The 12,089-nt window shown below is 74.5% G+C and carries 11 protein-coding genes; 7 read left to right on the top strand and 4 right to left on the bottom strand.

Translation table 11 applies throughout. From position 1 onward, the window contains the following. Window positions 1-153: 153 nt before the first annotated feature. Window positions 154-723, top strand: a complete 570-nt coding sequence (locus tag QC283_RS31410; RefSeq protein ID WP_279565120.1) for a helix-turn-helix domain-containing protein — start codon at window positions 154-156, stop codon at window positions 721-723. Window positions 724-766: 43 nt separating this feature from the next. Then, window positions 767-1,492: a helical backbone metal receptor gene (locus tag QC283_RS31405; RefSeq protein ID WP_279565119.1), complete on the top strand. Its 726-nt coding sequence runs from the start codon at window positions 767-769 to the stop codon at window positions 1,490-1,492. On the opposite strand, the gene QC283_RS31400 is transcribed toward QC283_RS31405, so the two are convergent. Then, window positions 1,419-2,576 (bottom strand): TDT family transporter, encoded by a 1,158-nt coding sequence (locus QC283_RS31400; protein ID WP_279565118.1) that lies wholly within the window; start codon window positions 2,574-2,576, stop codon window positions 1,419-1,421. The two genes, QC283_RS31405 and QC283_RS31400, sit on opposite strands and share 74 nt — an antisense overlap. 70 nt (window positions 2,577-2,646) lie before the next feature. On the opposite strand from QC283_RS31400, the gene QC283_RS31395 reads away from it, so the two are divergent. Next, the gene (locus tag QC283_RS31395) at window positions 2,647-3,615 is read left to right on the top strand and encodes a LysR family transcriptional regulator (protein ID WP_398125600.1); all 969 of its coding nucleotides are present in this window, start codon (window positions 2,647-2,649) and stop codon (window positions 3,613-3,615) included. 144 nt (window positions 3,616-3,759) lie between these two features. Here QC283_RS31395 and QC283_RS31390 read toward each other — a convergent pair whose 3' ends face one another. Next, the gene (locus QC283_RS31390) at window positions 3,760-4,500 is read right to left on the bottom strand and encodes a gamma-glutamyl-gamma-aminobutyrate hydrolase family protein (protein ID WP_279565117.1); all 741 of its coding nucleotides are present in this window, start codon (window positions 4,498-4,500) and stop codon (window positions 3,760-3,762) included. A 123-nt stretch (window positions 4,501-4,623) separates the two neighbouring features. After that, window positions 4,624-5,358, bottom strand: coding sequence for a FadR/GntR family transcriptional regulator (locus QC283_RS31385; RefSeq protein WP_279565116.1), 735 nt, complete (start codon window positions 5,356-5,358; stop codon window positions 4,624-4,626). A gap of 74 nt (window positions 5,359-5,432) precedes the next feature. Between QC283_RS31385 and QC283_RS31380 the strand changes: the two genes are divergently transcribed. The 4 genes from QC283_RS31380 to QC283_RS31365 are packed head-to-tail and all read left to right on the top strand — an operon-like array spanning window position 5,433 to window position 9,986. Further along, entirely contained in the window at window positions 5,433-6,797 is a 1,365-nt protein-coding gene (locus tag QC283_RS31380) for a glutamine synthetase family protein (protein ID WP_279565115.1), read from the top strand. A gap of 8 nt (window positions 6,798-6,805) precedes the next feature. Then, complete coding sequence (locus tag QC283_RS31375; protein WP_279565114.1) at window positions 6,806-8,197, top strand: aldehyde dehydrogenase family protein; 1,392 nt, start codon at window positions 6,806-6,808, stop codon at window positions 8,195-8,197. A gap of 6 nt (window positions 8,198-8,203) precedes the next feature. Continuing rightward, the gene (locus QC283_RS31370) at window positions 8,204-8,986 is read left to right on the top strand and encodes a 3-oxoacyl-ACP reductase (RefSeq protein WP_279565113.1); all 783 of its coding nucleotides are present in this window, start codon (window positions 8,204-8,206) and stop codon (window positions 8,984-8,986) included. Between the two features lie 37 nt (window positions 8,987-9,023). Continuing rightward, window positions 9,024-9,986, top strand: a complete 963-nt coding sequence (locus QC283_RS31365) for a DUF2510 domain-containing protein (protein WP_279565160.1) — start codon at window positions 9,024-9,026, stop codon at window positions 9,984-9,986. Window positions 9,987-10,018: 32 nt separating this feature from the next. On the opposite strand, the gene QC283_RS31360 is transcribed toward QC283_RS31365, so the two are convergent. Further along, a complete protein-coding gene (locus QC283_RS31360) occupies window positions 10,019-11,221 on the bottom strand; it encodes an amino acid deaminase/aldolase (RefSeq protein WP_279565112.1) in 1,203 nt (400 codons plus the stop codon). Between the last annotated feature and the right edge of the window lie 868 nt (window positions 11,222-12,089).

The raw sequence follows: 12,089 nt of genomic DNA, 5'->3' as shown, positions 1-12,089 counted from the left end.
GACGGGCCGCCCGTGAGATGGCGAGAAATGTGAGGTCCTGGCCACCGCACCGTGACGTCGATGTGACGGCCGCATGAAACGGTTTGCCGAACATGCGTAGGGTGCAGAGAACTCATCAGGGTACGGCGACGGGTGGAGGAGGGAGCCGGAGCGATGGGCGACCACAAGGATCAGCACCTTCGGGTGGGCGCGGCCGTGCGGCGGCGGCGCCGCGCCCTCGAGCTCACCCTCGCCGTCGTGTCCGAGCGCAGCGGCCTGTCCGTGCCGTTCCTGAGTCAGATCGAGAACGACCGGGCGCGGCCCAGCCAGAGTTCCCTGGAGAAGGTGGCCGACGCGCTGCGCACCACCGCCGTGGAGCTGCTCGCCGCCGCCGACCCCGCGTGCAGCGTGGACGTGGTCCGGGCCGAGGACCCCGATCCGGAGCTGGCGCCCAAGGTGCGCTCCCTGGTGCGCGGACACCACCAGATGCACGCCTCCGAGTTCACCGGGGACCACGACGCCGGCCGCGAACTGCAGTACCGCAACGACCAGCTGATGTTCGTGACCGAGGGCGCCGTGGAGATCGAGGCCGAGGGCCGCGCCTACCGGCTGGGGCGTGGCGACACGCTGTACCTCACCGGAGGCGTACGGCACCGGTGGCGGGCCACGGTGCCCGACACCCGGCTGATCGTGGTCGCCGTCGCCGAGCACATCGAGGCGGTACGGGACGGGCCGCGCCGGTGAGGACACGGGGCGGGGGTGCGATGAGGGCACGGGCGGGAGTGCGATGAGGGTCGTCTCCCTCGTACCGTCGCTGACCGAGGCCGTGGCGCTCACGGTCCCGGGGGTCCTGACCGGCGCCACCGACTGGTGCACCCACCCGGCCGGCCTCGACGTCGTACGCGTCGGAGGCACGAAGAACCCGAAGACCGAGCGGATCCTCACCCTCGCCCCCGACCTGGTGGTCGCCAACGAGGAGGAGAACCGCGCCCCCGATCTCGACGCCCTGCGCGCCGCGGGCGTCGAGGTGCTGGTGACCGAGGTCCGCACCGTGCCGCAGGCCTTCACCGAACTGGAGCGGGTACTGGCCGCCTGCGGGTCGCCGTCCCGGCCCCGCTGGCTGGACGAGGCGGAGGCGGCCTGGTCGGCCGTCCCACCGTCACCCCCGAAGCGGCGTGCCACGGCCGTCGTCCCGATCTGGCGCAGGCCCTGGATGGTGCTGGGCCGCGACACCTTCGCGGGCGACGTACTGGCCCGCCTGGGCATCGACCACCTCTACGCCGGCCACGCGGAGCGCTACCCGAAGGTCCCGGTCGAGGAGTTGCGGGAGGCCCGCCCGGACGTCGTGGTCCTGCCGGACGAGCCGTACCGCTTCACCGCCGACGACGGCCCGGAGGCCTTCCCCGGCCTGCCCTGCGCGCTCGTCGACGGGCGGTACCTCACGTGGTACGGGCCGTCGCTGGCCGAGGCGCCCCGGGCGCTGGGCGCGGCCCTGCGAGCAGCGCGCCGCTGACCAGGCCGCGCGCGGTGTGCACGGCGGCGACGGCCCAGGCGGCGACGAGGACGGCGTACAGGACGACGGTGAGCCCGTCGTAGACGGCGAGCCCCGTGCGCCGGGCCAGCGCCTCGGCGCCGGTGACACAGGTGCCCACCGGGAAGGTGAACGACCACCACGTCATCGAGAAGCCCATGCCCTCCCGCCGCGCCCGTACGACGTGTGCGGTGGCCAGGCACAGCCACATCAGCGCGAAGCCCATCACGGGCACGCCGTACAGGACGGCGAGAACCCCGAAACCCTCGGCGTACGGGCCGGGCACGACCCCGGGGGCCACGTCCGCGAACTTCCCCACGGCGGTCGTCGACTGCCCCAGCGGGCCCAGCACCAGGAACAGCGACGGCGTGAGCGCGAGCGGCAGCGGACCGCCGGTGAGCAGCCGGCCGAAGATCACCGGCAGCGTCACCAGGGTCGCGAGCAGACTCACCCCGAACATCGCGACACAGGCGAGCAGCAGCGTCTGACGGGGCTGCCCCGGCGGGAGGTGCGGGACCAGCAGCGGTCCGACGGCCGCGGACACCATCGGCGCGACGAGCGGCAGCAGCCACACGGGACTGGCCTGCCCCGGCTCGATCCGATGCCGTACGGCCATCAGGTACGGCACGGCGACCGCCGCCGCGAGCCCGATGACCGTACCGGCGGTGAACAGCACGGTGTCCAGGGCGACGGCGGCCCGGGTGCCGATCCAGTCCCGTCCGACGGTCACGGAGCCGCCTCCGACGGCCAGCAGGGCCATTGACAGACAGCCGTAGAAGGGGGCCGCCGCCGGGTCGAGGAGATGGGCGCGGGCCTGGTCGCGGTGGTGGAGCCAGTGCAGGGACCGGGCCACCAGCAGGGCCGCCAGCGCGGCGAGGGACAGCGCCCAGACCGCGGTGCACACGGCGCGCAGCCCGGGCACGTGCCAGGGGAGCGCGGCTCCCGCGGTCCCGACGATGGAGGTGCCCATGACGCACGCGTACCAGTTGGGCCCGAGATGGCGGACGGCCGGGGCGCGCCGGCTCGGGGCGGCGGGAGCGGACAGGGGCTGGGCTGCGGTGACCATGCGCCCACGGTCTCGGTGGTCGAATCCCCTGACCAGGGGCCACGTCCCTATGACGGCATAAGCTGGAGTTATGAGCAGCGGTGCGGGTGGTACGGGCGGCGCGGGCGGTACGGAGGGCGGACAGGAGGCGCCGGGGCGGCACGCGGCGGGCTCGCTGGCGCACCGGGTGCCGGATCTCGGGGCGATGGAGCTGCTGCTGGCTGTGGCGCGGCTGGGCAGCCTCGGCGGGGCGGCGCGCGAGCTGGGCGTCACGCAGCCGGCCGCCAGCAGTCGTATCCGCTCGATGGAACGCCAGCTGGGGGTGGCGCTGGTGGACCGGTCGCCGCGCGGTTCCCGGCTCACCGACGCCGGCGCGCTGGTCACGGACTGGGCGCGCCGGATCGTGGAGGCGGCCGAGGCGTTCGACGCGGGCGCGCAGGCGCTGCGGGACCGACGGGACTCGCGGCTGCGGGTGGCGGCGAGCATGACGATCGCGGAGTACCTGCTGCCGGGCTGGCTGGTCGCGCTGCGCTCCCAGCTGCCGGACACGGCGGTCTCGCTGCTCGCCGGGAACTCCGCGGCGGTGGCGGAGCGCCTGCTGTCCGGCGAGGCCGACCTGGGTTTCGTGGAAGGGGTGAGTGTCCCGGCGGGCCTCGACTCGGCCGTCATCGCCCGTGACCGGCTGATCGTCGTGACCGCGCCGGGCCACCCGTGGGCCCGCCGCCGGCGCCCGCTCGCGGCGGCGGAACTGGCGGCGACCCCGCTGATCCTCCGGGAGAAGGGTTCGGGCACCCGGCAGGTCCTGGACGCGGCCCTGGGCGGTCTGGCCCGCCCGCTGATCGAACTCTCGTCGACCACCGCGGTGAAGGCGGCGGCCGTGAGCGGCGCGGGCCCCTCCGTCCTCAGCGAACTCGCCGTCGGCGAGGAGCTCACCACCCGGCGCCTGGTGAGCGTGCCCGTGGCGGACGTCGCGCTGGCCCGCGACCTACGAGCGGTGTGGCCCACGGGCCACCGCCCGACGGGCCCGGCCCGGCAACTGCTGTCACTGACGCGGGGGTAGATCTGCCGGCGGAGTCCAGGGCGGGCTCGCCCCGAGGACTCTCACAGGCGGGGCGCGCCGGGTGCTCCGCCAGGGCCGGGGCCGGCGGTGGGGCCCGGCCCCGGCTCGCGCACCCTTGCGCCCTCTCGGGCGCGCCGGCCGCCGTCACCGGGTCCGAGGACTCGTTCCCGGCATCGCCGGAGTGGTCTCGGCTCGGACCGGCCGCGCCGCGTCCACCAGTGCCCGCATCACCCGTACGTCCTTGTCCATCTCCGGATGCCACTGCACGCCGAGGACCCAGCCCGGGGCGGACGGCAGTTCCAGGGCCTCCACGGTGCCGTCCGCAGCGTGGGCCGACGCGACGAGACCCGTGCCGAGCCGGTCCACCGCCTGGTGGTGGTACGTCGGCACGAACATCTCCTCGGGGACGACACCGGCGTACAGCGACCCCGGCACCGGTGTGACCGGGTGGCCCCCGAACACGCCCACCACCTCGGCGTGGCCGTCGATGTGCTGGACGAGGGTGCCGCCCAGGGCGACGTTGAGCAGCTGCATGCCCCGGCAGATGCCCAGCAGCGGCACGCGCGCGGCCAGGGCCGCCTCGATGAGCGCCAGCTCCCACGTGTCCCGGGCCCGGGCCGGCGGGCCGGTGTGCGGGCCGGGCTCGGCGCCGTAGCGGACGGGTTCCACGTCCGGGCCGCCCGCGATCGCCAGCCCGTCGAGGCGGGCGACGGCGGCGGCGGCGTGCTCCGGCGCGTCCGGCGGAAGCATCACGGCCAGTCCACCCGCCCGCTGCACGAGCCGCGGATACCCGGCCGGCAACAGCGCCGCCTCCAGCTCCCACACGCCCCAGCGCGCCCCGGACTCCAGATACGTACTGACGCCGATCAGCGGCCTGCCCGCCATCCGACCTCCCGGTAACCAACCGTCGATGACCTGTCGGTGAATCGTCTTGCCAATGGGTCGCCCTCACACCTTTGCCGCGCGAGACGGAGGACACGTACGCGCAGGACCGCACGCGCGGGGCACTCATGTCAGAAACCCGCGCAGCAGCGCCGCCGTCCCCGCACAGTGCTCCCGCGCGATCTCCCGCGCCCCCTCCGCGTCCCCGTCGAGCACCGCGTCCACCAGCGCGATGTGCTGCCGCTGGGAGTGCTCCAGGTTGCGCACCAGCAGCGGAATGCAGTCCAGCAGGTCGTTCAGGGTGGCCCGGACGGCCGCGTACTGCGCCGCCAGGGCCGGTGAGCCGCACAGTTCCGCGAGGGTGAGATGCAGCATCGTGTCCAGCCGCCGGTACTGCGCCAGAGGGGCGTCCCGCGTGCCGGCCAGCGCCTCGCGCAGCCGCGCCGCCCGCGCGTCCGTCAGCCCGTGCGCCGCGCACAGCCCGGCCGCGCCCACCTCCAGCACCTCCCGGAAGCGCAGCACGTCCTCGACGTCGACCCCCGCGACCCGGCGCCGCAGCTCGTCCTCGCCGCCCGCGTCCGTGCGCGGCAGCACGAACGTTCCGCCATACCGGCCGCGCCGCGCCTGGACCAGCCCCTGGTCCTGGAGCACCCGCAACACCTCGCGCAGTGTGACCCGGCTGATCCCCAGCCGCTCCGCCAGCTCCCGCTCGGCCGGCAGCCGCTCGCCCGCGGACACCAGGCCCAGCCTGACGACCTGGAGGATCTGCTCCAGCGCCTCCTCGAAGCCGTTGCCCGCCCGCACCGTCCGCAGCACCGGTGCGAGCCGGTCCGTCACACTCCCGCCGGTTTCCTCCGGCATGCGGCCGTGCCCCCTTCCCAAGCAATGGTTGCCCGCCATACCTTATGGCTCCCGGCCACAAGGAGGCTCTCCCCGTGCCAGACCGCACACCCCCACTCGGGGTCGAGGAACTGCACGCCCTCGTCGCCGCCGGTGACATCGACACCGTCGTCCTGGCCTTCCCGGACATGCAGGGACGCCTCCAGGGCAAGCGGTTCGCCGCGCGCTTCTTCCTCGACGAGGTCCTCGGACACGGCACCGAGGGCTGCAACTACCTCCTCGCCGTCGACGCCGACATGAACACCGTCGACGGCTACGCGATGTCCTCCTGGGACCGCGGCTACGGCGACTTCGCCATGCACGCCGACATGGACACCCTGCGCCGCCTGCCGTGGAACGAGGGCACCGCGTTCGTCGTCGCCGACCTCGCCTGGCAGGACGGCTCCCCGGTGATCGCCGCTCCCCGCCAGATCCTGCGCCGCCAGCTGGAGCGGCTCGCCGAGCACGGCTGGACCGCGCGGGCCGGCACGGAGCTGGAGTTCATCGTCTTCCGCGACACCTACGAACAGGCCTGGGACTCCGGCTACCGAGCCCTGACCCCGGCCAACCAGTACAACATCGACTACTCGGTGCTCGGCACCGGCCGCGTCGAGCCCCTGCTGCGCCGCATCCGCAACGAGATGACCGGCGCGGGCCTCACCGTCGAGTCCGCCAAGGGCGAGTGCAACCCCGGCCAGCACGAGATCGTCTTCCGCTACGACGAGGCCCTGGTCACCTGCGACCAGCACGCGGTCTACAAGACCGGCGCCAAGGAGATCGCCGCCCAGGAGGGCATGTCCCTCACCTTCATGGCCAAGTACAACGAGCGCGAGGGCAACTCCTGCCACGTCCACCTCTCCCTCACCGACGCCGACGGCGACGGCGTCATGGCCGGCGAGGGGGAGGGCGGCATGTCCGAGGTCATGCGGCACTTCCTCGCCGGACAACTGGTGGCGCTGCGCGAGTTCTCCCTCCTCTACGCCCCCCACATCAACTCCTACAAGCGCTTCCAGCCCGGGTCCTTCGCCCCGACCGCCGTCGCCTGGGGCCACGACAACCGCACCTGCGCCCTGCGCGTCGTCGGCCACGGCCGCTCCCTGCGCTTCGAGAACCGGCTCCCCGGCGGCGACGTCAACCCGTACCTCGCGGTGGCGGGCATGGTCGCGGCCGGACTGCACGGCGTCGAACAGCGGCTGGAACTGCCCGAGCCGTGCCGGGGCAACGCCTACACCGCCGGTTACGAGCACGTCCCCACCACGCTGCGCGAGGCCGCCGAGCTCTGGGAGAACAGCACCCTCGCCAAGGCCGCCTTCGGGGACGAGGTCGTCGCCCACTACCGCAACATGGCGCGCGTCGAACTCGACGCCTACGACGCCGCCGTCACGGACTGGGAGCTGCGCCGCTCCTTCGAACGCATGTGAGGCACCCCTTGTCCCACGAGCTGCATGAACTGCGTGTACTGAACCCCGCCACCGAAGAGGTCGTCGCCACCGTCCCCGCCGCCTCCGCGGCCGACGTCGACGCCGCCGTCCTACGGGCCGCCCGGGCGCAGACCACCTGGGCCGCCCTCGCTCCCGGCGACCGCGCCCGGCTGCTGCGCCGCTTCGCCACCGCCGTCGACGAGCACCTGGAGGAACTGGCCCGGCTGGAGGTCCGCGAGGCCGGGCACACCATCGGCAACGCCCGCTGGGAGGCGGGCAACGTCCGTGACCTGCTCGACTACGCCGCCGGGGGAGTGGAGCGGCTCACCGGACGGCAGATCCCGGTCGCCGGCGGCCTGGACGTGACGATCCTCGAACCGCTCGGCGTCGTCGGCGTCATCGCGCCCTGGAACTTCCCCATGCCGATCGCCGCCTGGGGCACCGCGCCGGCCCTGGCGGCGGGCAACGCCGTGCTCCTCAAGCCCGCCGAGACGACCCCGCTGACCGCGCTCCGCCTGGCCGAGCTGGCCCTGGCGGCCGGACTGCCCGAGGGCCTGTTCCAGGTGCTGCCCGGACACGGGCCCGTCGCGGGCGACGCGCTCGTCGGACACCCGGGCGTGGCGAAGATCGTCTTCACCGGGTCGACGACGGTCGGCCGGCGGGTGGCGGCCAAGGCCGCGGCGCTCCTCAAGCCCGTCACCCTCGAACTCGGCGGCAAAAGCCCCAACATCGTCTTCGCCGACGCCGACATCGAGGCAGCAGCCGCCGCCACGCCCATGTCCTTCCTCGACAACTCCGGCCAGGACTGCTGCGCCCGCACCCGAGTCCTGGTCCAGCGCTCGGTGTACGACCGCTTCCTCGGCCTCCTCGCCCCCGCGATCGAGTCCGTCCTCGTCGGCGACCCGGCCGACGAACGGACCGACATGGGCCCCCTGATCTCCCGGGCCCAACTGGACCGCGTCCGCTCCTACGTCCCCGCCGACGCCGACGGCATCCGCGGCAAGGCCCCCGAGGGCGGCCCCGGTTTCTGGTTCCCGCCCACCGTCCTGACCGGCGTCGACGCGCACGCGCGCGTGGCCGTCGAGGAGGTCTTCGGACCCGTCGCCGTCGTCCTGCCCTTCGAGGACGAGGCCGACGCGATCCGCCTGGCCAACGCCACCGACTACGGCCTGTCCGGCTCGCTCTGGACTCGGGACGTCGGCCGCGCCCTGCGCGTGTCGAGCGCGGTCCGCGCCGGGAACCTGTCCGTCAACTCCCACTCCAGCGTCCGCTACTGGACGCCCTTCGGCGGCTTCGAGCAGTCCGGCCTCGGCCGCGAACTCGGCCCGGACGCGCTGACCGCGTTCACCGAGACCAAGAACGTCTTCATCAGCGACGTCTCGTCGAGCACGGAGGCCTAGCCACTCATGACCGAGGACATCATCTGCCGCCGTCTGGCCGGCCGTACCGCCGTCGTCACCGGAGCGGGCAGCGGCATCGGCCTCGCCGCGTCCCGCCGACTCGCCTCCGAGGGCGCGCACGTCGTCTGCGGCGACGTGGACGAGACCCGGGGCCGGGCCGCGGCCGAGGAGACCGGCGGCACCTTCGTCAAGGTCGACGTCACCGACCCCGAGCAGGTCGAGGCACTGTTCGAGGCCGCGTACGCCACCTACGGCAGCGTCGACGTCGCGTTCAACAACGCCGGTATCTCCCCGCCCGACGACGACTCCATCCTGGAGACCGGTCTGGAGGCCTGGCAGCGCGTCCAGGAGGTCAACCTCACCTCCGTCTACCTGTGCTGCAAAGCCGCCATCCCCTACATGCGGCGCCAGGGCAGGGGGTCCATCATCAACACCGCGTCCTTCGTGGCCCGGATGGGCGCGGCGACCTCGCAGATCTCGTACACCGCGTCCAAGGGCGGCGTCCTCGCCATGTCGCGTGAACTGGGCGTGCAGTTCGCGCGGGAGGGCATCCGCGTCAACGCCCTCTGCCCCGGCCCGGTCAACACGCCGCTGCTGCGGGAACTGTTCGCCAAGGACCCGGAGCGGGCCGCTCGCCGCCTCGTCCACATCCCGCTCGGACGGTTCGCCGAGGCCGAGGAGATCGCCGCCGCCGTCGCGTTCCTGGCCAGCGACGACTCCTCCTTCGTGAACGCCACCGACTTCCTGGTGGACGGCGGGATTTCCGGGGCGTACGTCACACCGCTGTAGCCGGGCGCGGACGGCGTCCTAAAGTGCCGGAATGAGCATGACGCCGCCGCCCGGCTGGTACCGCGATCCGTCGGCCCCGCACCAGGAACGCTGGTGGGACGGCACGACCTGGACGGAGTACCGGCGCACGCCCGGGGCCACCGGGTACGGCGCGGCCCAGCCGCCGCTCGACCAACGGCCACCGCGGCAGCCGATGAGCCGACAGCCGCGGCCGGACGGTGGCACCGGGCGCGGCAAGGCCGTAGCCCTCGGCACCGCCGCGGCCGTGCTGGTCGCGGCGGTCGTCACCGGCTTTCTCGTCCTCGGCGAGGACGACGACGGCGCCTTCGGGGCGCAGGCCCCGTCGGCCACGGGGACCGCCACCGGCCCGGCACCGGCGAGCACGGAGCCGGCCCCCTCGCCGACGCCCTCCGAACCCTCCGCCGACGACCCGGCCGTGGTCGAGGACCCGCTCAACGGCATCACCTTCCCGCTGCCGGACGGTTGGGTCCGACCGGAGCACGTCGCCCAGAACGACGTCATGATGACCACGGACGGCACCTACGACTGCCCCGCCGACGGCAGTGTGTGCCGGCACGGTCTCGTCATCTCCCGCACCGTCACGGCGAACGCCGAGTCCGACCCGAAGGCCCTCGCCCAGCAGGACATCGAGGACGCCGCCGACGACGCCTACGACCGCGACCTGATCGGCAACAAGCCCTTCGGCGGCATCGAGTCCCACGAGGAGGTGGCGTCCGGGCCGGTCGCGGTGGCCGGACGCGCCGGGTACTACGTGCGCTGGCGGGTGACGACGGCCAAGGGCCCCGGCGGGTACGTGCAGTCGCTGGTGTTCCCCTCCACCGTCGGCACGGAGTCCCCGATCGTCGTCCGCTACGTCTTCGACGCCGGCGCGGACGGGCCGCCGCTCGACGTCATGGACCGGATCACCGAGGGCATCCGGCCCGTCGGCGACGCGGACACGGGCGGCGGGGTCGGCAGCGGCATCGGCCCGTCGAGCTGACCAGGCCGGGGCCGAGGAAGGGGCGCCACTCCTTACAGGAAGGCGTGTCCCTCGCCCCGGTACGTCGGCACCGACGCCGTCACCGCGTCCCCCTCCACCAGGTGCAGCGCGTCGAACCGCTCGCACAGCTCACCGGCCTTGGCGTGCCGGAACCACACCTTGTCGCCGATGAGGAGGTCGTCGGCGGGCGATCCGATCAGCGGCGTCTGCACCTCGCCGGCGCCCTCCTGGGAGTCGTAGCGCAGCCCCTCGGGGAGATACGGCACCGGCAGCCGGTCGGCGCCGGGTGCGCCGGAGGCCGGATAGCCACCGCCGAGGACGGCCACGACCCCGACCCCCGGCCGCCGTACGACGGGCTGGGCGAACAGGGCCGCCGGACGGCCCCGGAACGACGTGTAGTTGTCGAACAGCCGTGGCACGTACAGCCCGGACCCGGCGGCGATCTCCGTGACCGCGTCCTCCGCTGCGGTGTGCTGCACGCTGCCCGTGCCGCCGCCGTTGACGAACTCGAGGCCGGGCACCACGGCCCGGACCGCCCGCACCACCGCGGCCCGCCGCTCGGCGAGTTCCCGGCGGGCGGCGGCCTGCATCAGCCGCACCGCCCGCGACCGCAGCGGCCGGCCGGCCACCGCGTCCCCGACCCCGGCGACATGGCCCTCGTACGCCATGATGCCGACGACCTCGAACCCCGGCCGGCGAGCCACCGCACGGGCCAGATCTGCGATCTGGGCGGGGGAGTGCAGCGGGGAGCGCCGGGCCCCGACCCGCACCCGCCCGCCGAGCAGCCTCAGCGAGGTGTCCAACTCCAGGCAGACCCGCACGACTTCCCGGCCGCCGTCGCGCGCGGCGTCGATGAGGTTCAGCTGCGCCGCGTCGTCGATCATCACGGTCACGGCGGAGGCGAGCTTGGGGTCGGCGGTCAGCTCGGCGTACCGGGCGCGGTCCGCCGACGGATAGGCGAGGAGGATGTCCTCGAATCCGGAGCGCGCCAGCCACAGGGACTCGGCCAGCGTGAACGACATGACGCCCGCGAAACCGTCCCTGGCCAGGGCGCGTTCGAGCAGGGCCCGGCAGCGTACGGACTTGCTGGCGACCCGGATCGGCTTCCCGCCGGCCCGGCGGACCAGGTCGTCCGCGTTGGCGTCGAAGGCCTCCAGGTCCACGATCGCCACAGGGGCGTCCAGATGGGCGGTGACCCGGTCGTAACGGGCCCGGTCAGCGGCGCGCGCAGTCATGAACGCAGCCTGCCAGACAGGATTACCGCAGGGTAGGGGGACGTTCCGGGCCAATGCCACGGGCGCGCGGACTGGTTCCCCGCCGGGTGGGGTCACGCCGTAGAGTGACGCGCACGCACGGCGCGACGGCCCGGGCGGCGGGGCTCCGGGGCCTCGCCGGGATGGCGGTCGGCCCGTGCGGGTATGCGTGCCCGGGGACGGATCGGTCCGCGCCGGGCCGGGCCAGGAGACCACATCACCGGCCCGCGTCGGAGAACGGCCCGGGCCCGAGGAAACGGGGGGTGCATGAGCACGGAAGCGCGCCGCGCCTCCCTCCCCCCGCACCACCCGCACCCCTCGACCCCACCTCGCCCCGACACCCTCCCGGCCACCGGCACCCCGCCGCGCCCGGACACGCCCTCGCGCCCGGACACGCCCTCGCGCCCGGACACGCCCTCGCGCCCGGACACGCCCTCGCGCCCGGACACGCCCCCTCGCCCGGACACGCCCTTTCGCGCCGACGTGCCGTCTCGTCGCGCCGCCGACGTGCCCCCCGCCGCCGACGTGCCCCCCGCCGCCGACGTGCCCCCCGGCACCGACGTGCCCCCCGGCACCGACGTGCGCCCCGGTACACCGTCCCGCCCAGGCACGCCCCCGCGCGCCGACGCGCGCCCTGGTGCGCCGGCCCGCCCGGCCGTCCCGCCACGCCCGGACACCCCGCCACGCCCTGCCGCCCCGCCACGCCCCGCGCCGACGCCGGCGGCGGGCGAGGACGGAGCCCTGGGGAACGCCCGGCCGCCCTCCCCGCGATTCCGTTCCGCCCGCTCCCGCGTCACCGACCCCGCGCCCCCGCCACCGCGCGCCTCCGCCCGCTTCCCCGACGCCCCGC

Origin of the sequence: Streptomyces sp. DH41 (assembly GCF_029813785.1) — a bacterium.
In the GTDB taxonomy this organism is placed as follows: domain Bacteria; phylum Actinomycetota; class Actinomycetes; order Streptomycetales; family Streptomycetaceae; genus Streptomyces.
Note: the sequence above shows the minus strand (reverse complement) of the source record. Positions and strands in the feature narration are given on the sequence as shown.

Coding starts and splice junctions, on each gene's coding strand:
- QC283_RS31410 (WP_279565120.1), top strand. CDS start 154: ATGGGCGACCACAAGGATCAGCACCTTCGGGTGGGCGCGGCCGTGCGG.
- QC283_RS31405 (WP_279565119.1), top strand. CDS start 767: ATGAGGGTCGTCTCCCTCGTACCGTCGCTGACCGAGGCCGTGGCGCTC.
- QC283_RS31400 (WP_279565118.1), bottom strand. CDS start 2,576: ATGGTCACCGCAGCCCAGCCCCTGTCCGCTCCCGCCGCCCCGAGCCGG.
- QC283_RS31395 (WP_398125600.1), top strand. CDS start 2,647: ATGAGCAGCGGTGCGGGTGGTACGGGCGGCGCGGGCGGTACGGAGGGC.
- QC283_RS31390 (WP_279565117.1), bottom strand. CDS start 4,500: ATGGCGGGCAGGCCGCTGATCGGCGTCAGTACGTATCTGGAGTCCGGG.
- QC283_RS31385 (WP_279565116.1), bottom strand. CDS start 5,358: ATGCCGGAGGAAACCGGCGGGAGTGTGACGGACCGGCTCGCACCGGTG.
- QC283_RS31370 (WP_279565113.1), top strand. CDS start 8,204: ATGACCGAGGACATCATCTGCCGCCGTCTGGCCGGCCGTACCGCCGTC.
- QC283_RS31365 (WP_279565160.1), top strand. CDS start 9,024: ATGACGCCGCCGCCCGGCTGGTACCGCGATCCGTCGGCCCCGCACCAG.
- QC283_RS31360 (WP_279565112.1), bottom strand. CDS start 11,221: ATGACTGCGCGCGCCGCTGACCGGGCCCGTTACGACCGGGTCACCGCC.